The sequence below is a fragment of the Agrobacterium sp. RAC06 genome (genome assembly GCF_001713475.1).
GTDB lineage: Bacteria > Pseudomonadota > Alphaproteobacteria > Rhizobiales > Rhizobiaceae > Allorhizobium.
In genome coordinates, this window is sequence record NZ_CP016500.1 from 189,441 (window position 1) to 207,598 (window position 18,158).

Genomic DNA, 18,158 nt, shown 5'->3' on the forward strand with positions numbered 1-18,158 from the left:
AGCTCATGCATCACCCGGGGCGGCTGATGGCTGCTTTGGCCGGGGTGGCCTTCGCCAATGTGCTCGTCTTTGTTCAGCTCGGTCTCGCCGGATCGATGGCGGAATCAGTGGCCATTCCCTATCGGCTCTTCAAGCCCGATCTTCTGATCATGTCACCTGTCGAATCCGAGACACTGTCCGATGCAGCCACACTGGCGCGACAAAGACTTTTCCAGGCGCAAGTGCACCCGGATGTAACAGGCGGTACGCCTGTCTACATGGGGCGCTCGACCTGGATCTCGGGTCATGACGCGTCATCCTCCATTCAGTTCATCGGGCTCCCGCCGGACGCCGGACCATTCGTCCACGACGCGCTGGTCGATCCCCTGATCAGCCTGTCCCTGTCCGACACTGCGCTTGTCGATAGGCTGACCCGCTTTGTCGATATGCGCAGCTTTTCCGGAGCAAGCCCTGAGGCACCGGTGTCATTCGAGATGCAAAATCGTCAGATCGGCGCGATCGGAACCGTATCGATCGGTGGCGGGTTCGGCGGCGACGGCGTCTTCCTTGTCTCGGATCAGACCTTCTTCCATCTGTTCCCACAGCGGAGCTCCGCCACGCCGAGCCATATTCTGTTGACGCTTGCTCGCGGCGCAGATCCCGGACGGGTTGCAGCCGAGTTGAAGCAGCTCTACCCGCCCGACACGGTTCGGATTCGCTCTGTAACGGAAGCCATGGAACACGAGATCCGCTACCAGATGACCGAGCGTCCAACCGGTCTGATCTTCGCCTTTGGCGTGGCCATCGGCGTCGTCGTGGGCATCGTCATCGCCTATCAAGTGCTGTCCTCAGATGTTGCGGATCACATCCGCGAATACGCGACCTTCAAGGCCATGGGCTTCCGCCAGGGGTTTTTCGTCGGGATCATACTGGAGGAGGCGATCATCCTGGCCGCCATCGGCTTCTGGCCCGGACTGGCGTTTTCTCACCTGTTTTATGAGGCGTTGGCTTATCTCACGAATATCCCAATCTTCATGACGCCGGAGCGCGCCGTCGCGGTCTTTATCGGGACGATTTTGGCCTGCACATTGTCCGGCCTTCTCGCCATGCGCAAACTCGCCGCCGCCCAGCCGGCCGACCTGTTCTGAGGCCCCATGACAGACGCCGCCATTTCAGTCAGAGGTCTCGACCACTTCTTTGGCGAGGGCGAGGCCCGCAAGCAGGCCCTGTTCGATATCAACCTGGAGATCAGGCGCGGATCGCTGACGATCCTTATGGGGCCGTCGGGTTCGGGCAAGACCACGCTGTTGACCATCATGGGCTGTCTGCGCGAGGTTTATGCCGGCAGCATCCGACTTCTTGACCAGGAGTTGTTTGTATCGGACGAGATCACCCGCATCGACATGCGCAGGCGCCTTGGCTTCATCTTCCAGGCTCACAACCTGCATGACAGCCTGACGGCCCGGCAGAATGTCATGATGGGGTTGCAAGTCCATGGCCGGGGCGATCCGAAGAAGCACGCCCAAGCGGCGGATCACATTCTGGGCCTCCTTGGGCTTGGAGAACGGCTCGACTACCGTCCGGCGAACCTGTCTGGCGGGCAGAAACAGCGTGTGGCCATAGCACGGGCTCTCGTATCGAACCCCGACATCATCTTCGCCGACGAGCCGACCGCAGCGCTCGACAAGGTTAGCGGCCTCGCAGCGGTGCGCCTGTTCAAGGATCTCGGCCGTGCGCGGGGTGCCACGACCGTCATGGTCACCCACGACTCCCGCATCCTCGATCTCGCGGATCGCATCATCACGCTGGAGGACGGCAGGATTGTCGAAGATCGCGCAGCATCTGGCCACTAGGCAATACTGCGGCAATGAAGGTGCCAACAATGGGTCGAGATCGCCCTCGTTGGACTGCTCCGCCTTCTTGGTGTTCGGCCAGCGCTACCAGAAACCTGTCTGGCAGCCTGGCGCCAATCCCATGCGAGACAGTGTTATCCAGGCTAACGATCAGTGGCAATTTGATCGAGGGTAGCGGCTGACGATCGCAAACCAGGAGGAGCCTGTTCCCATCGTCTTTATATCTCTCGAATTGACCATCTAGACCGCTTGTCTGGTTTCAGCCTCGCCGTAGAACCGGGGTCTATGCGTACTTCCTATGGCCAATGGTGGCCACAGGAGAACTGAAATGGGTATTTCACAATATGATCCTGCCGCAATGGGTCGACCGGCTTGGAACGCAGGCAAGCAAGTTGGTGTCAAGAAGCCCCTGAAGCAACGGCAGATCTGGGCAGTCCGCTTCTTCCTCGACCGAGAAGGAAGGATGAGAGATCGAGCACTCTTCGACCTTGCCATCGACAGCAAGCTCCGAGGCTGCGATCTGGTAAAACTGAAAATCGGAACCCTCGTCACCGGCCACGACATTCGAACTCGGGCGATGGTCGTCCAGCAGAAGACTGAACGACCCGTGCAGTTCGAAATTACGACCGAGGTCAAAGCCAGTCTGCTTGCCTGGCTTCAACGAAGGGGAGGACCAGTCGATGACTATGCCTTTCCCAGTCGCGTCGACCACGCAGATCATCTCAGCACTCGGCAATACGCCCGGCTGGTCGATGAGTGGGTGACTGCGATTGGGCTGCGACGGGAGGATTACGGTACGCATTCCCTGCGGCGAACGAAGGCTGCCATGATCTACAAAGCCACCGGCAATCTTCGAACGATCCAGATCCTGCTTGGCCATACGAAGATCGAGAACACAGTCAGATATCTCGGCGTCGACATTGAGGACGCACTAGAACTAGCCGAGCGGACTGAAATCTGAAAGCGGACGGCCCCGCATATCGTGGGGCTGCTCTTTTCCCCGGAGGGCTTTCGAAAGGATTCAAACTGCTTTGCGCCTTCAAATCAGACGTTCGATGCCCCTGGTCACCTCATGGAATGCGGTCATTAGCGAGGGGCGCTCGCTGCGCATGAATTCACGCCAGTGGATAAACGCCTCGAATAAGTCGAATGATTGATTGCTCCACGCGATCCCAGGTCGATGCATCGTTTGCAGGCAAGCCGATGATCGTATCGGCGTTTCTGCCCGCAAGTGTGATTTGACTGATGGCAGCGATGAGAAGTGCATTTACGGCGGGCGCGTCTACATCTTCTGGTGGCGCAAGGTTTCCTCGGACGCGTGCCATCCAGGTGCCATAGGCACGCGCGCGGGAGGCTGAAAGGGATTTGACGAAGCTCTCGGATCCGGTGAGTTCCCATAGAAGGGTCTGTAGCGCCAGCGGTTCCGTTCTCATGATGGCAAGCAATCGGAGCGCCAGCAGTTCGATAAGCTCGCCGTAGCTTGCTGCAGGCTTCTCCGGCAGGCCCGCCATCAGCTTTTCTTGCCACCACTCAGCCAGTCGGATGCCCAGAGCTTCAAGCAATCCGTCCATCCCGCCGTAGTAGCGATAGATCAACTGCTTGTCGATGCCGGCCTCGCGTGCGACCGCGTTGACGCCAAAGCCGCTTGGGCCGGCGGCAATCAATATGGATTGCGCGGCCTCAAGGATCCTCGCCTCGGTTGCCTGCCTGTCGCGGGTTCGCGCGGGTTCCTCCGCGGTATTTCTCTCTGCCATATCTCTGTCCCCTCAAGTCACCGATCAGTGATATTCGAGATCCGTTCGCATCGCAATAGACAAGTCCGATAATTCACCGGGCGGTGACTTGACATGTCACCGACCGGTGAATTACTTATATCACCACGCAGTGATAAAGAGGCGAACATGACCGACACCATCCTCGACAACCCCGTAACCGGCGATTGCACAACGCTCATCGAGCCCTTGCCCAATTCACCCGTTGAAGCCTTGACCTTTGTAACGCACCTCGCCCCCGGAGCCGCCGGTAGCCCCCCGCATCGGCACTCCCGCCTGCATGAAGAGTTCGAAGTGCTGGAAGGCGAGGTCGAATTCGCGGTGAATGGCAATTCCCGTTCCCTGACGGCTGGCCAGTCGATCATCGTTTGTCCCGGCACGGTTCACGCATTCCGCAACGCGTCCGGCTCTGCTGCTGTGCTTCGATGCACGGTTACGCCGGGCCACGCTTTTGAGCGCTTTCTGCGCGGCATGCATCACGCCGCAATCACGGGCCAAACCAATGCCTCCGGCCTGCCGAGAGATCCGCGTCGGCTGGCCCGTCTGCTGCTCAACGCAGACTTCCATTTCCCCGCAATGCCAATGCAGGTGCAGCGAACGGTGTTCCGCCTGTTTGCCGCCTTTGCACCCGTCTGACCCGTTTCTTCGAACCTGAGAGTGTCATCATGACCCAAAGAGCTCCAATTCTCGGCCTGTCCGCCATTGCCATGGCTATCGGCTTCAATCTTCCCTATGCGCATCTCGTCACCATCTTCGACTATCCTGATATCCTGCGGCGCCCTGCGGGCGAGGTTCTGGCCCGGTTCGCCGAGGGCGGTCCATCCCTGATACTGACCTGGCACGCTTTCGCCTGGGCCGCCCTGTTGCTGGCCCCTCTGACGATCGCACTCGCGTTTACGGCCGAGAACCGGGCAACGTCGGAGCGCCTGGCGCTCATGGCAGCCGTGACAGGAGCGCTATCCGGTGTGACCCAGGCCATGGGCCTTTGGCGCTGGGTCTTCGTGATCCCTGGCCTTGCCCGCAGCCATGAGAGCGGTAATGCCGCAGCGCGGGCCAGCGCCGAAGCCGCCTTTGCAATCCTGAACACCTATGGCGGTGTCGCAATCGGCGAACATCTCGGTCAGTGGTTGCTCGTCTTCTTCGTCTTTGCCATGTCGGCGCTCCAGTGGCGGCAGCGACGCGTCCTGTCCAGCGTCGCGGGGATCCTGACCGCAGCCTCGATCGCTATCGGCACGACCGAAGGCCTTGCAATTGCACTCGGTCAGAATGGCGATCTCTATTCCCTCTTCACAATCGCAGGCTTTCTGGCCCTCACCATATGGCTGATCCTGATCGGCATCCGTCTCCTCTTGGCTGCGCCGGCCAAGTCCGCTCTGCATAAAAAGACGGAGATCACTCATGTTGAAGCTTGATCGCCGCCTCCTGGTCGCCACTGTTGCCAGTCTCATCCTTCTGGCCCCTTCATCACCATCTTCGGCAGGAGACACGTTTGCCGGAGAATGGACCCTCGGTGTCGCGCAGATGCCCGACTACGAAGGATCAGAGGACAGCCAGATCATGCCCATGGTTGGTTTTGCCCTGGACCTTGGCGGCTACGCCATCGAACTTCAGGGGACCAGTCTGCGGGTAGACCTTCTCGCAAGCCCGGTGCTCGATGCAGGTGCCGTGTTCAACTATCGGTTCGGTCGCGACGATGTCGAAAACGCATCTGTAGCGGCACTGCCAGACATCGATGCGACGGTCGAAGTCGGCATGTTCTCGGCCGCCACCCTTCCGTTGGCGACGGGTGCCGTCAAAGTGTCCGGGGAAGTGCTGGTCGATGCGGGCGGCGTGCATGACGGGGTCTTCGGCACTTTCACCCTCGGTTATGGCAGTGTCCTGTCAGAACGGCTGCGTGTCGGCGTGGCAGCCTCTGTTTCTGCCGCCAGTGGTGGCTATGCACAAACCTATTTTGGGGTGGCACCGGATGCGGCCACGCGCAGTGGCCTTGATGCCTATAGCCCGGACCGCGGCTTCAAGGATGTCGGCCTCGATTTCTCCGTGACCTACGACCTGACGCCGCAGATCGCGATGACGGGCCTGGTCTCCTATCGCCGGCTTGTCGGGGAATTTGCCGATAGTCCGATCGTCCAGGCCGGCTCACCCGACCAACTCACATTCGGACTGTCCCTGACGCGATCCTTCTGATCACGCAAGGCCACGTCTCGATTTCCCTCATTTCCCAATAATTCCATCAGGATCTCTCCCATGAGACGACGTCTTTCGCTTCTCTCTATCTCCGTTCTCATCTCGACCTTGGCAGCCTGTGCTGCAACACCTGAGGCGGGCATTGCCGACCCGGATCTGTTTGATCTGGCCGCCAGCCGGTCTGTTTCCGAAACCGCTCGCTCGGCCAAGGATGTGGCCACCTGTTTCGAGGCCCGCGCCACGCTCCTTCCATCATCGACATTCCTCGACGGGTCGCAGGCTGGCGCAAAGATATACAGGTTGCGGGCATTTGGCCGGACCTACGAGGAGATCCGTTTCACTCCCAAGCGTGGCGGTGGCGCAGTCGTCGAGGTCCGCATCGCTTCGAACCTGCGCGACACCTGGTACAAGGGGTTCGAGCGGGATCGCGGCTCCGTACTCGACGCCTGCATGACGGGAGCAAAGGCATGAGCACGCTCAATGTGAATGGTGCCGAGATCTACCTCTCGGACACTGGCGGAAGCGGTGATGCAATTCTCTTCATTCACGGGCTGATGCTGGCAAGTGAGTCCTGGGAAGCCCAGGTCGCGGAATTTTCCCGAACGCATCGTGTCATCACCTTCGACCTCAGAGGGCAGGGGCGCTCCGAGAAGACAAGGGACAGTCTCGACCTCGATTCCCTTGCGGCGGATGCAGCCGTTTTGATCGACACATTGAAACTTGGCACGGTGCATGTTGTGGCCTTTTCCATGGGAACCTTCATCGCCATGCGGCTTGCAGCCCGCCGCCCTGATCTGGTGCGGTCGCTGACGCTGATCGGACCGAGTGCGGATGCCGAGGAATGGTCGAACCTGCCGAAATACCTGTTCCTGATCAATTATGTGCGTTTGTTTGGCACCTCCAGCATATCCGCACCATTGATGAAAATACTGTTCGGACGAAGCTTTCTCGCCGACCCATCTCGCGGGCCCCAGCGAGAGCGCTGGGAAAGCGTTGTGAAGAGCCTGCCTCGCGCGCTGCATCGTGCTGCCGCAGCATCAGCCAGCCGAAAGGCCATATGGGATCTGTTGCCATTGATCCAGGTGCCCACACTGGTCGTGTCCGGCGTGGAAGACCGTCCGATTTCGCCGGAAAAAGCAAGGAAGGTGCACGAGGCAATTACGGGCTCCAGATTTGCGTCGGTCCCTGGCACAGGCCACGCTGTGATGATCGAGAAGCCGGGTGCCTTCAATCGAATGTTGAAGACATTTCTGGTGCAGACTGGATGAACGCAGGTAAAAAGTTACCGAGCTTTAGGTCAGTAGTTGGCCAAACACTGCCACGGGCTGACGGTCGGCTTTTGGCCCCATGGCGGTCATTTCCCGCGGGTTACCCGCCCATTTTTTTGCGAGACCCCGTTTGAGCACGAAGGATGGCCTGAAGACAGCGGCCGGGAAGCTCAAGTTACTAAGAAGACGTCGCTTTTTTCTGTGGGAAACAGCCGCTGATTTCCAGTGGAAAACCGACCTGAAATGGCAGCCCTGGAAAACCTGGATTCTCAATGTCTTCAGAGACTTGAATAAAACCCCTTAATTTGCCTTTGTTTTTCCGACGCGAGCGACCTTGGATGCCATCTTTGTGCCCTGGCCTTGGGCTGACGTCAGCATTGCGGGAGAGCGGCAATAAATCTCGTTCTCCGGCGCCCCTGTCGGCGGCTTATCCTGTCGCTCTAGATCGAGTTGTGGGGATGGAGTCAAAGGGAGGGCCGAAACGTTTGGTCGCCGCCAAAAGTTGTGCTTTTCGCGGTGTCCACAATAAGGTCAACTATGCGCAAAGTCTGTTGGTAAAGTGCGAGTTCGCCCGCTTTCTCAAGAGGTTGCAGACGGATGCGAGGATTTTTCCTCTCTATTCGCCGAAAACTCGTCTCGTCGAAGACGCCGTCTTCTTTCGGTGCAACCCATGTCAATGGCACTGACAAGGTGTCGATGGCCGGGTCGATGTCAGATCGGGCAAGCAGAAGCTCACGGACAAAGGTCTGATGCCCTTGGGCCAGCAGGTGCGAACAGGCGTTTCGAATGAAGGGTGCGAGATTGGGGTCCTTACAGGTTGCGTAATCGAGTGGACGGGTGCGATAGGCGCGCTCGATATACCAATCTACCCCATAGGTCTGGATCATCCGATGGGCTTGTTTGGCCATCAGGTCGACCAGCCAGGGCAACATCCCGACGAGCCGCATCATAGCCTGTTGTGTCGGCTGTAATCGCCGGATGCCGCTGCGGTCAAGCACACCCGTATAGCCGATGGCGATAAGCGCATGGAACCGGTCGGGACGCAGGCTGGCTTCCGCGAGCAGGGGCAAGACGCCATTGCTCAGCCCGATCGCGATACAGGGTGCCTTGACGACATGGTCGAGGAAGCCGCGCAGCGCGGCGAGATTGTCTTCCAGTGGAGACAAATTGGGATGCTGGCTGGAATTGCCGAAGCCTGGTCGAGAAAGGGCCAGAAGCTTGATGCCGGCATCTCTTAATTGGCCCTCGCTGTCGGGTGGCAGGAGATAGCACATCGGTAGACCACGGCAGAGAATTACGGGTCGACCATTCGGGTCACCGAGCCACGTCCAGGCGACGGAGCGTCCGTCCGCCAGGTTGAGAACTTCTTCTCGGCCAAGCGGGTCCCTCCATGTATCGGTCTTGCCCTGACGGTCCTGAATGGCACGTCCGGCGGTCATCGCGAGAATCCGCATGAGTTCGACCTGCGAGGGGGCTTCCGTTTTTGCCATGATGCTCTTGAGCTGGGTACGCACTGTCAGTAGCGATACATTGCGGGCGGCGGCAGTGGCGGCAACGTCTCGGACACGGAAGAAGATCCGGGCGATCTCCACTTCTGCGGCAGAGAGCCCGAAGGCTTGCGCGAGCATCTCGGAGGCACGATCGGTCCATTCGATTTCCAAGGAACGGATGACGACAAAAGCGGCGCCCTCGATCTTCGGTGTCAGGAGCCACGATTCGGCCAGAATGGCGTCGCCGTCATTAAGCGGAGACATCCGGAGAATGGCCTGCGATCGATTGGCGCGCTTGTTCGCCGCGCGCATCATGGTGCGGAAGGTTTCAAGCGACCGAGGGTCTATTCTGTCCAGATCAAGGAAACTTCCCTGCCGCGCTCCGAGCACGGATGCCCCTTCGGTGTTGGTGACGACGACGCGGCCTTCGGGGGACAGAACGAGGGCCGGACCCGGCACATCCTGCACCGCGCGTGCCAAGGGATCGTTCTCGGCGGGAATGTCGAGGCCGTCGAGGGTCGTGCGTGCCAAGGCAAGTTGTGCCAGAAGCGCGCGCGACAGCTGTTTTGAGGCTTTCTCATCATCCGGAATGCGACCGAGTTTCGCCTGCCAACTGTCGATCATGGCGTCGAAAGCCTCTTGATCGACAATGGCGCGATAGGTGTTCGAGATGATGTCGAGGTCCACGTCTGGATCTATCATCCCGGAAGCAACCGGCCCTTCCTCGTGGTCCATCCCTGCCTTCACTGCATGCTTCGAACGTCCTTCATCTCTGTGCACAGCCAATCTCCTGCCAAAAGCCTTGATCGGGATGATACGCCAAATGGGGTATGCGCCAAATGACGTGTATCACTAGAAAGGGAGAGGAGAAGAGCTGGAGGGGAGGTCATCATGCCATTGCTGTCCATTCGATCGCAGGATTTCGATCGGGCAAGCCGCGTCGATGCGTTTCGCAATGTCGTTGCCAGTATGACTAGGGTCGACTTCATTCCCGATGACCGGCAGCACTTCAATTCGGAGACATCGATCGCCGTCCTGCCCGGTGTGATCATCGGACATGGTCGGCATTCTGCGTCGAGAGCCATCCGGACACGCAGCCATGCCGCCGAGTGTAGCGACGACGTGATGTTTCATATTCCGCTGGCCGGCGGTGGCACGATCTCGCAGATCGGTGGCAAGGAAGAGGTTTTGCGTGCCGGAACTGTCTATGTCGATCCAGGCGACGTGCCCGGGACTGTGCGGTTCGGTGGCCAATACATGGAGGGCATTTATGTCTCCATTCCAAAGGCACATCTCGGAATGGCTGAGGCAGGACTTCAGGCTGTGCTTCGGCGTTCTGCACCGCTCACACCGCAATGGCGGCTTTTTCTCAACTACGCCCGCAGTCTGCACGCCGAACTGCCAGCACTTGCTCCCGAAGAGGCAGCCCAATGCGTGGCGCATGTGCAGGATCTTGCCTTGATGGCGCTGGGGGCAACGCGGGAGGCGACCGAGATTGCCGCCGGACGCGGGGTGCGGGCGGCACGATTGAAGGACGTAAAAAGACAGATCGAGCAAAATCTCTTCTCGGCTGAATTGAGTGCCGAAAGTGTCGCAAGCCGGCTGGGCTTCTCCTCGCGCTATCTTCGCGCCCTCTTTGAGCGGGAGGGAACATCCTTCCGCGACTATGTGGCGAGCCGGCGTCTGGCGTGTGCCTATCGAATGCTGAGCGACCCGGCTTTGCAACATCTCAACATCGCTCAGATTGCCATGGACGCAGGCTTTGGGGATCTGTCCTGGTTCAACACCCGCTTCAAACAGACCTATGGCATGACACCAAGGGATGTGCGGGCCGGACTCGCATAGCCGCCTGACAGGGAAGAGGCGGGACCAGCTTTAGTCCGCCTTGGTGCCCGTCTCTGTGTCCTTGTGCCATTGCCCCCGCAAATGGGTGCCGTCAGGCCCAAGACCGAAGCTTCATCGAAATCTACTGTCGATCCTGGCGGCCATTCCCTTGCCAGGACATGCCCCTTCGTGACCTTTTTGAGGATCAAGCTCTATGTGGAATTTCAGTTTATCGGCTGCTCTGGCGCTCATGGCCCGTACCGCTCCTTTTCTTGTCTTCCGGATAGTCGTCTATTTCGCCATGGCTTGCGCCTATGTGATCGCGACCGGAACGGGGGCTGCGATCGGTTATGGCGTCGGTCAGTTCGGAGATGGAGACTTCCTGGCGACCAGCACGATGTTGGGTGGAGTGGCCGGCTTTGGCCTGTTGGCCGCGGTCCTCTATCTTCTGCGGGAGTATCTGCTCTACCTCGTCAAGGCGGGACATATCGCCGTACTCGTGGAATTGATGGACGGTCGAGCACTGCCTGCTGGCGAAGGACAGATCGCCTATGGCAGCCGGATGGTCCGCGAACGGTTTACCGAGGCAAGTGTGCTGTTCGGTATCGACCAGCTCGTGAAAGGTGTGATTGCCGCCATTGCAGGGCTTATCGAGGGGATTGCGTCACTCCTGCCTATTCCCGGTCTCGATACGGCTGCCCGGGCTTTCCGGAGTTTCCTGAAGATCGCCGTCGGCTTCACCGACGAGGTCATCCTTGCCCATGCCCTGCGAACCCGTGCCGCCAATCCCTGGGCGTCGGCGGAGGAAGCCCTTGTTCTTTATGGCCAGAACTACAAGACCATGTTGCGCAATGCAGCCTGGCTCGCAGTCATCATCTACGGACTATCCTTCATCGTGTTTCTGCTGGCGCTCGCGCCTGCTGCAGCACTTGTCTATCTCTTGCCCGGCGCGCTCAGCGCAAGCGGTTTCGTCTTTGCTCTTCTCTTCGCCTGGGCCTTCAAGGCAGCCTTGCTCGAACCGCTCGCCATCACCTGCATGCTGCAGGTCTTCTTCAAGACGACCGAAGGACAGGTGCCGGATCCGCAATGGCGAGCACGCCTGCAGGAGCTTTCGGGAAAATTCAGAGATATTGGCAGCAAATCCGCAAGCTGGGCATCGGCGCGGCAGACACCTGTCCAGCCCCTTGCGGCATCGGCTTGAGAGGAACAGATCCATGAAAAACGCTTTGCTGAAAATCGGCAGTCTCCTCGCAGGGCTCCTGCTTGTTCAGATCCCGACGGGGCATGCCGAGGAAGCACCACGCACGATCATCGTCATGGATGGATCAGGCTCGATGTGGGGGCAGATTGACGGTCGGCCGAAACTCGAAATCGCACGTGAAGCAGTGGCTGACGTCTTGACACGCCTGCCGGCTGAGCAGGAACTCGGGCTGATTGCCTATGGGCACCGCTCCAAGGGCAATTGCGGCGATATCGAGCTTATCGTGCCGCCGGGCAAGAACACCGGCCAAACCGTCGTCGGAGCGGTCAACGCCATGCGCTTCCTTGGCAAGACACCGCTTTCGGCAGCCGTGCGTCAGGCCGCCGAGGCGCTGCGCTATGGCGAGGAAAGTGCAACAGTCGTGCTCGTGACTGACGGACTTGAGACTTGCGAGGCGGACCCGTGTGCGCTGGCATCTGAACTGGAGGCGGCAGGCGTCAATTTTACCGCCCATGTGGTCGGTTTCGGGCTGTCAAAGGAAGACGGCGCCCAGGTGGCGTGCCTCGCCGAAAACACAGGCGGGCGATATATCCAGGCCAGCAATACTGCGGATCTGACGGATGCACTGACGCAAACGGTTGCGGCTCAACAGACTGCTCCGGAAACAGCGCCGGTTGCTCTGCCCGAGGCAGTTATTTCAGCGCCATCGACAGCCGCGATCGCGACCACGATCGATGTCGAATGGACCGGTCCGAACAATGCCGAGGACTATCTCGAGATTGTGCCGGCGAGAACGAGCGAGGTCGTCAGCGGCAGCCGCAACTACGCCTATACGAGGGAAGGATCGCCGGCGCGCCTGCTCGTACCCGCGAACGAAGGCGATTATCTTGTCCGCTACATCTGGAGTGGCCCCGAAGGCCGCAAGGTCCTAGCCACCGCACCGCTGACGGTCAGCGATTCCGAATTTGCGATTTTTCTGCCTGAAGGCCCGATCCAGATGGGTTCCACCATCTCGGTTCGTTGGAAAGGTCCCGACGGGCCCGGCGATTATCTGGCGATCCGCAAGCGCGATGACGCTGACGCAGGCGATATCAGCTATGCCTATACTACGGACACCAATCCGGCCGAAATCGTGGTGCCGAATGTGCCGGGAGACTTTGAGCTTCTCTACATCGTCGAGGGTTCGGGCGAGCGTCGTGCAGGTGTTTCCGTGCCCCTGAAGATTGTCGAGGGCGAAGTCTCGTTGCGCGCGGCACCTCTTGTCCGTCCTGGTGCAACAGTGTCCGTGCGGTGGGAGGGGCCTGGGAGCAGCCAAGATTACATCGATATCGTGCCTTCTAACCACACCGAAACGAGTGGCGAACTGACCTACGCCTATATTGGCGGCGCAGGACCAGGCCCCCGTGAATTGGGGGCACCAACGGAGCCTGGAAATTATCTGATCCGTTATCTCTCGGAGGGTGCCGGCGGACGCCGGGTGCTTGCCAGCATCCCACTCTCGGTGGATCCGAACGCGCCCGAGATCCCGGCCATTGCGATGGTGGAGGCGACTTTCGATGTGCCCGGTGATTTCGCCGGAACCGCGATCCAGTGGTCGGCGGTACCGTTGCCGGGCCAATCCACTGCGCCTGAAGCCTGGGCAATGAATGAATTCGTGACCGGGCCCGTCACGCAACAGTTTGAGTCTGGGACCTACGCTGTTCGCGGCGATGCGGCTGACGTCGTCTTCACCGGCGAGGTCACGATCTCTTCCGATGGACAGAACCGCTTTGTCATTCTCCCGGACGAGACACAGGCTCCGGCCGGTTCCATCGATCTTGTCCCCTCAAAGCCTGGATCTGACAACCTCGGCGAGGACACCGGCTATCTGTGCGAGGGCCCGGCACCATGCCCCATCACGGACGGCAGCACGGGTCTTTCCTTCATGCTACCGGCTGGCTGGTCGACCGATTACCCCACGACTGAGGGGTACACTCGCGGTGCTCAGGCGGCAGGCGACGTCTTTCCCCCGCGGGTCAATTTCTTCCGAACGGGTACAAACGATGCGCTGGTCCTTGGCCCACGCCAGTGGGTAGCAATGAATGGCCCATGTGAGGAGATGGGCGCGCTCGGTCCGTTCTGCATGTTTGAGAGCACGGATCCACAGGTGCTCGCCGCCTATCAGTTCGTCAAGGCGACCTTGAAATGGGATCCGCCACAGGATCAATCTTCTCTTGACCGTGGCTGCGTCGATGATGACGGCCATGGTCCCGATGCTTGCGAAAACGGGATGGAGGCTGAAGCGAAAGCATTTTCTGACTATTCCCATCGTTGCCTGCCGGGTGACCGGACGGTTCAAAACTGCGACATGCGCGATGGGGCGACCAATCTTTCCTTCCATCTGCCGGAAGACTGGGTGGCGGAGGTTGAACCCTCATCCCCATTTCCTCGTGCCGAGTTTGCACAGCAGGCCGGTTCAGCCCATTCGATCTGGCTCAATCCGAAGGATTGGCCTCTCGGCGATCGTGGCTGTTTCCTGACGCGGGTCGGGCAATTGTGCCTGGATCCGGACAGCGTAGATGAAGCGCTTGACGGTGTGCGACAGACCCTGCAGTTCACGCTGACGACAGGTGAGGTTCTGCGTCGCTGCGGCGATGAGGAATGCGATTTTTCCCACCCCAACCCCGCACTCTCTGGAAGGTTGCCAGCGCTCTGGTCTGTGGAGGTTGGGCGTCCGCTCCCCGACGGCCGGATCTCCACATGGTTCTGGGATCGTGACCGCGCGGGCAATTTCAAGCTGATCGGTCTCAATCAACCGGACGGTGACAATTGCCTTGAGGCCGGGGAAGGGCAGATACTCTGCGAATACACGCCTTACATTTCGACGGATGAGTTCGACCTCATTCGCGAGAACCTGAAGGTCAGCGCAGCCGCCTCATCCGGCATCCGGACCCTTGCGCCTGCCGAATTTGACCGCGCCCTTTCCATTGTCAGGGGGAACTGAAACATGCGCCGACAAATAGCAGCAACAAGCCTCATCCTTCTGGTGACAGCTTCAGTTTCCTTCGCCGCGCAGGATTGCAACAGCCCTGTCATCTCCATTGATGCAAACGGACAGGCGGAATTCATTTCCCCGGACCGGGAGATGAAGCGTGACATGGAGAGCTTCTTTGGTGAGGCGCCTAGTCCAGACTCGATCCTTGTTGTCGACGCCCGAAACCGTCAGGGGATCTGGATCGCACGAACAGAACTGCCCCTGGTCTTGGTTGGGTTTGGCGCAAGCAGCGATGGTTATCTGTATTCCGGCCCGAGTCACTGTCTGCCACCCGGATTGCCTGTTGACCTGCCTGACAACAAGCGCAAGCCGGAGGAACTTCCGCCAGGCAAGCCGCCGATCGAACTTTTCCCCGGTATCGAACCGCAGTCTGGCCTCTGGCAGGCGCGTCTTGGCGACACGCGGCTTGAAGGCTGCCCAGCCATGATGCAGCAGGCTTTTCCGAAGTCGCCTGGCGCGCTGCCGGCGGAATGGCTGGCGCCCAGGAAACTCGAGTTCGAGACGCCGTTTCATCCCGACCAGCTTGAAATGTCCCGCCGACTTTCGGCTGAAGGCTTGAGCCGGATTGCCTGGCGCAATGCTGGGGAGAATGCCTGGGCAACCGAGGTGTTTCCTGAACTTTTCGGCCAGATTCCAGCAGGGCAGGGGGCGGGTAGCAAGATGACCTGGCAGCTCACGCTCAAGAGCGAGACGGAGATTGAGCATCTGTCGACCGTCGAGATCGTTTTGCCGAAGGAAGTCGCCGTCGTGCTGGGTGGGGGTGAGAACTGCCGCATGATCAGTCGCAACCGCTGGCTCAGGGTTTCTGATTGATTGGAAGGATTAGAGAACGCCGACGATGAGGTGGACTGGGCAGTTCACCACGATGGACTTGGTGGCAGTGCTGAAGAAAGCCGAAACCGCCATATCGATGGATGGCAAGGGCGCTTGGCATGACAATGTCTTCGTGGAACGCGCCCGATGTTCGACAAAATACGGGTAGGTCTCCTTCCACGCCTACAAGACCGTGTCCGAAGCCCGTGTCGGCATTGGCTGATATCTGACCATTTACAACAGCCGATACCCATATCCATCGCTTGACCGACAGACGCCGGACCAGGCCTAATTCAACGCGCTGGCACAAAGGAAGGTGGCGGCGTAATCGAGGCGCAAATCCAATTAGCGAAACGCCCGAAACCGATCAGACAAACCGAGCCACCTCTCGTCGCTTCGACTGCAAGATCACGCAGGACCGGTAAGCTATTGCTGTTCATGAGAAAGCGTGCCGGTCACCGATCCTTGCGAAGTGGGCCAAGCATCATCTGCTGCTTTGGCATTCTATCCTAGTTGCTGACAGGAAAGGCCATCGAATTGCGATGCAGGAGCCGCTTGTCACAAAGCTGTAGTCGTTCCTATGCTATCCGTTGGAAACGTTTCCACGGATCGGTTCCATGCGTAAAATCGCCAGCACGAGCGTGACAATCAGAGATGTCGCACAGGCGGCCGGATGCGGCATTGCGACAGCCAGTCGCGTGCTCAACAAGTCCGGCTCTGCCAGTGCTGACGTGCGCGAACGGGTGGAGCGTGCTGCCCGCGATCTCGGTTTCAGTTTTTCTGCACTTGGCAGGGCACTACAAAGTCGCCGGTCGATGACGGTTGGCTGCCTCGTGCCATCGCTTGCCAATCCGGTCTTTGCCGAGGCCGTTCAGGGCATCCAGTCGGAGCTTCTCGGTTCGGGCTACCAGCTTTTGATTTCCTGCTCCAACTACGATGAAGCCGCTGATGATGCGGCCATCGAGATGTTGCTGTCGAAGGAAACGGACGCGCTTGTCGCAACCATGGTGGCACCCGACCGAAGCCCCGCCATGCAGGTTGCGCGCAAGCGTGGACTTCCCGTCGCGCTGATGTTTCATGATCCCATGGAGGGTTTCATCACCTCCTACATCGACAATTTCGAGGCCGCCAAAGAGGTGGCGCGGCACTTTGTCGAATTGGGCCACCAGCGCACCGGATTTGTCGCCTTGCGCTTTTCGACCTCTGATCGCTCGCGCAATCGCTACACCGGATTTCACGGCGAATGCATCGCTCGGGGCCTGCCGGCACCCGCCCTGATCGAGATCGGCGAAGCCGAGGCCGCCAAGCCTGAATGCCTGGCCGAAATCCTGGCGCAGCATCCGGATCTGACCGCGATTTTTGCCTCAAATGATTTCCTGGCAATCGCCGTGCAGAAGGCGGCCCGGCTGCTTGGCTGGCGGGTGCCGCAGGATCTCTCCGTTGCCGGCTTTGATGGCATTGAAGTGGGCCGGCTTCTTGAAGCGCCGCTTGCCACCGTCGAGACCTCGCCAGAGGCCATGGGCCGCCAGGCGGCTCGCTCAATTCTCGATATGTTGCAAGGAGGTGTCGCTGTTCAGCCGCCCGCCTTGCCATTCCATTTCCGGGCCGGCGCCACGCTTGCCGCGCCGAACCCGGAAAAAGGTGACGACGGTCGGGCTGCCACCCAACCGCCGTCTGCTCTCCCTGATGAACCTCACGCTCAACCAAGGATGAACCGATGAAACTTACCGTTCTTGCCGTTCTTTTCGCAACGGCTATGGCTGCACCCGCATTAGCCGAAGATGCCATCTGCTACAATTGCCCGCCGGAATGGGCCGATTGGGCTTCCATGCTCAAGGCGCTGGATGAAACAGTCGGCGTGAAGATGCCGCATGACAACAAGAATTCCGGCCAGGCGCTCAGCCAGATGATTGCTGAAAAGGCATCCCCCGTTGCCGATGTCGCCTATTACGGCGTGACCACTGGCATTGCCGCCATCTCCGAAGGCGTTGTCCAGCCGTATAAGCCGGCCGGCTTCGACGAAATCCCGGAAGGCCTGAAGGATCCGGAAGGCAACTGGTTTGCCGTTCACTATGGCACGCTCGGCATGTTCGTGAATGTCGATGCGCTGTATGGCGCGCCTGTGCCGAAGTGCTGGGCAGACCTGACCAAGCCTGAATACAAGGGCATGGTCGGCTATCTAGATCCGGCATCGGCCTTTGTCGGTTATGCTGGTGCTGTTGCCATCAACCAGGCCTTCGGCGGCGATCTCAACAATTTTGAGCCTGCCATCAAATACTTCAAGGATCTGGCAGCCAATAGCCCGATCGTGCCGAAGCAGACCTCCTTTGCCCGCGTCGTCTCGGGCGAAATCCCGATCCTGTTCGACTACGACTTCAATGCTTACCGCGCCAAGTACAACGAGAGCGGCAAGTTCGAGTTTGTCATGCCCTGCGAAGGCACCGTCCGTGTTCCCTACGTCATGAGCCTTGTCGCTGGTGCGCCCAATGCAGAGGCCGGCAAGAAGGCACTCGACTTCATTCTTTCGGATGAAGGCCAGGCCATCTGGACCAATGCCTATCTGAAGCCGGCCCGTCCTGTGGCCCTTCCGGCCGAGGTTGCTGCACGCTTCCTGCCGGACAGCGAATATGAGCGCGCCGTCTCCGTCGACTATTCTGCGATGGCCGCTGCCCAGAAGGGCTTTGGCGAACGCTATCTGGCCGAGGTGAAGTAACATTCAGGCCGGGCAGGGCGTTCA

At 59.4% G+C, this 18,158-nt stretch carries 16 protein-coding genes and 1 pseudogene; 15 read left to right on the plus strand and 2 right to left on the minus strand.

Features of this window, described 5'->3' with window-relative positions; translation table 11 throughout:
• Nucleotides 1-26: 26 nt before the first annotated feature.
• From BSY240_RS22895 to BSY240_RS22905, 3 genes are all read left to right on the plus strand, one after another.
• On the plus strand, nt 27-1,127 hold the full coding sequence (locus BSY240_RS22895) for an FtsX-like permease family protein (RefSeq protein WP_236759401.1): 1,101 nt from the start codon (nt 27-29) through the stop codon (nt 1,125-1,127).
• Nucleotides 1,128-1,133: 6 nt separating this feature from the next.
• Nucleotides 1,134-1,832, plus strand: a complete 699-nt coding sequence (locus tag BSY240_RS22900) for an ATP-binding cassette domain-containing protein (RefSeq protein ID WP_069044239.1) — start codon at nt 1,134-1,136, stop codon at nt 1,830-1,832.
• A 328-nt stretch (nt 1,833-2,160) separates the two neighbouring features.
• Nucleotides 2,161-2,793 (plus strand): tyrosine-type recombinase/integrase, encoded by a 633-nt coding sequence (locus BSY240_RS22905; protein ID WP_069044240.1) that lies wholly within the window; start codon nt 2,161-2,163, stop codon nt 2,791-2,793.
• A gap of 154 nt (nt 2,794-2,947) precedes the next feature.
• On the opposite strand, the gene BSY240_RS22910 is transcribed toward BSY240_RS22905, so the two are convergent.
• Nucleotides 2,948-3,586: a TetR/AcrR family transcriptional regulator gene (locus BSY240_RS22910; RefSeq protein WP_069044241.1), complete on the minus strand. Its 639-nt coding sequence runs from the start codon at nt 3,584-3,586 to the stop codon at nt 2,948-2,950.
• A gap of 147 nt (nt 3,587-3,733) precedes the next feature.
• Here BSY240_RS22910 and BSY240_RS22915 point away from each other — a divergent pair, with 147 nt between their 5' ends.
• The 5 genes from BSY240_RS22915 to BSY240_RS22935 are packed head-to-tail and all read left to right on the plus strand — an operon-like array spanning nt 3,734 to nt 7,059.
• Nucleotides 3,734-4,240 (plus strand): cupin domain-containing protein, encoded by a 507-nt coding sequence (locus BSY240_RS22915; RefSeq protein ID WP_069044242.1) that lies wholly within the window; start codon nt 3,734-3,736, stop codon nt 4,238-4,240.
• Nucleotides 4,241-4,269: 29 nt separating this feature from the next.
• Nucleotides 4,270-5,016: a DUF4386 family protein gene (locus BSY240_RS22920; RefSeq protein WP_083229784.1), complete on the plus strand. Its 747-nt coding sequence runs from the start codon at nt 4,270-4,272 to the stop codon at nt 5,014-5,016.
• A complete protein-coding gene (locus BSY240_RS22925; protein ID WP_069044244.1) occupies nt 5,003-5,791 on the plus strand; it encodes a MipA/OmpV family protein in 789 nt (262 codons plus the stop codon). Before BSY240_RS22920 ends, BSY240_RS22925 begins: the two co-directional genes overlap by 14 nt.
• Before the next feature lie 60 nt (nt 5,792-5,851).
• Nucleotides 5,852-6,262 (plus strand): hypothetical protein, encoded by a 411-nt coding sequence (locus BSY240_RS22930; RefSeq protein WP_069044245.1) that lies wholly within the window; start codon nt 5,852-5,854, stop codon nt 6,260-6,262.
• Nucleotides 6,259-7,059, plus strand: coding sequence for an alpha/beta fold hydrolase (locus BSY240_RS22935; protein ID WP_069044246.1), 801 nt, complete (start codon nt 6,259-6,261; stop codon nt 7,057-7,059). Before BSY240_RS22930 ends, BSY240_RS22935 begins: the two co-directional genes overlap by 4 nt.
• A gap of 464 nt (nt 7,060-7,523) precedes the next feature.
• Here the strand turns inward: BSY240_RS22935 and BSY240_RS22940 are convergent, their stop codons facing one another.
• Nucleotides 7,524-9,284 (minus strand): alpha/beta hydrolase, encoded by a 1,761-nt coding sequence (locus BSY240_RS22940; protein ID WP_069044247.1) that lies wholly within the window; start codon nt 9,282-9,284, stop codon nt 7,524-7,526.
• A gap of 156 nt (nt 9,285-9,440) precedes the next feature.
• Between BSY240_RS22940 and BSY240_RS22945 the strand changes: the two genes are divergently transcribed.
• The 7 genes and pseudogenes from BSY240_RS22945 (at nt 9,441) to BSY240_RS22970 (ending at nt 18,134) form a co-directional block, all read left to right on the plus strand.
• The gene (locus BSY240_RS22945; protein ID WP_069044248.1) at nt 9,441-10,394 is read left to right on the plus strand and encodes a helix-turn-helix transcriptional regulator; all 954 of its coding nucleotides are present in this window, start codon (nt 9,441-9,443) and stop codon (nt 10,392-10,394) included.
• 193 nt (nt 10,395-10,587) lie between these two features.
• Nucleotides 10,588-11,574, plus strand: coding sequence for a hypothetical protein (locus BSY240_RS22950; protein ID WP_069044249.1), 987 nt, complete (start codon nt 10,588-10,590; stop codon nt 11,572-11,574).
• A 13-nt stretch (nt 11,575-11,587) separates the two neighbouring features.
• Nucleotides 11,588-14,557, plus strand: a complete 2,970-nt coding sequence (locus BSY240_RS22955) for a vWA domain-containing protein (RefSeq protein ID WP_069044250.1) — start codon at nt 11,588-11,590, stop codon at nt 14,555-14,557.
• Nucleotides 14,558-14,560: 3 nt separating this feature from the next.
• Nucleotides 14,561-15,421, plus strand: a complete 861-nt coding sequence (locus BSY240_RS22960; RefSeq protein ID WP_069044251.1) for a hypothetical protein — start codon at nt 14,561-14,563, stop codon at nt 15,419-15,421.
• 40 nt (nt 15,422-15,461) lie between these two features.
• Nucleotides 15,462-15,713: pseudogene (locus BSY240_RS23830) on the plus strand (integrase core domain-containing protein); the annotation flags it as partial.
• A 325-nt stretch (nt 15,714-16,038) separates the two neighbouring features.
• Nucleotides 16,039-17,142, plus strand: a complete 1,104-nt coding sequence (locus BSY240_RS22965) for a LacI family DNA-binding transcriptional regulator (protein WP_069044252.1) — start codon at nt 16,039-16,041, stop codon at nt 17,140-17,142.
• Nucleotides 17,139-18,134 (plus strand): ABC transporter substrate-binding protein, encoded by a 996-nt coding sequence (locus BSY240_RS22970; protein ID WP_069044253.1) that lies wholly within the window; start codon nt 17,139-17,141, stop codon nt 18,132-18,134. The genes BSY240_RS22965 and BSY240_RS22970 overlap by 4 nt, the downstream gene beginning before the upstream one ends.
• The last annotated feature ends 24 nt before the right edge of the window (nt 18,135-18,158 follow it).

Coding starts and splice junctions, on each gene's coding strand:
- BSY240_RS22895 (WP_236759401.1), top strand. CDS start 27: ATGGCTGCTTTGGCCGGGGTGGCCTTCGCCAATGTGCTCGTCTTTGTT.
- BSY240_RS22900 (WP_069044239.1), top strand. CDS start 1,134: ATGACAGACGCCGCCATTTCAGTCAGAGGTCTCGACCACTTCTTTGGC.
- BSY240_RS22905 (WP_069044240.1), top strand. CDS start 2,161: ATGGGTATTTCACAATATGATCCTGCCGCAATGGGTCGACCGGCTTGG.
- BSY240_RS22910 (WP_069044241.1), bottom strand. CDS start 3,586: ATGGCAGAGAGAAATACCGCGGAGGAACCCGCGCGAACCCGCGACAGG.
- BSY240_RS22915 (WP_069044242.1), top strand. CDS start 3,734: ATGACCGACACCATCCTCGACAACCCCGTAACCGGCGATTGCACAACG.
- BSY240_RS22920 (WP_083229784.1), top strand. CDS start 4,270: ATGACCCAAAGAGCTCCAATTCTCGGCCTGTCCGCCATTGCCATGGCT.
- BSY240_RS22925 (WP_069044244.1), top strand. CDS start 5,003: ATGTTGAAGCTTGATCGCCGCCTCCTGGTCGCCACTGTTGCCAGTCTC.
- BSY240_RS22930 (WP_069044245.1), top strand. CDS start 5,852: ATGAGACGACGTCTTTCGCTTCTCTCTATCTCCGTTCTCATCTCGACC.
- BSY240_RS22935 (WP_069044246.1), top strand. CDS start 6,259: ATGAGCACGCTCAATGTGAATGGTGCCGAGATCTACCTCTCGGACACT.
- BSY240_RS22940 (WP_069044247.1), bottom strand. CDS start 9,284: ATGGACCACGAGGAAGGGCCGGTTGCTTCCGGGATGATAGATCCAGAC.
- BSY240_RS22945 (WP_069044248.1), top strand. CDS start 9,441: ATGCCATTGCTGTCCATTCGATCGCAGGATTTCGATCGGGCAAGCCGC.
- BSY240_RS22950 (WP_069044249.1), top strand. CDS start 10,588: ATGTGGAATTTCAGTTTATCGGCTGCTCTGGCGCTCATGGCCCGTACC.
- BSY240_RS22955 (WP_069044250.1), top strand. CDS start 11,588: ATGAAAAACGCTTTGCTGAAAATCGGCAGTCTCCTCGCAGGGCTCCTG.
- BSY240_RS22960 (WP_069044251.1), top strand. CDS start 14,561: ATGCGCCGACAAATAGCAGCAACAAGCCTCATCCTTCTGGTGACAGCT.
- BSY240_RS22965 (WP_069044252.1), top strand. CDS start 16,039: ATGCGTAAAATCGCCAGCACGAGCGTGACAATCAGAGATGTCGCACAG.
- BSY240_RS22970 (WP_069044253.1), top strand. CDS start 17,139: ATGAAACTTACCGTTCTTGCCGTTCTTTTCGCAACGGCTATGGCTGCA.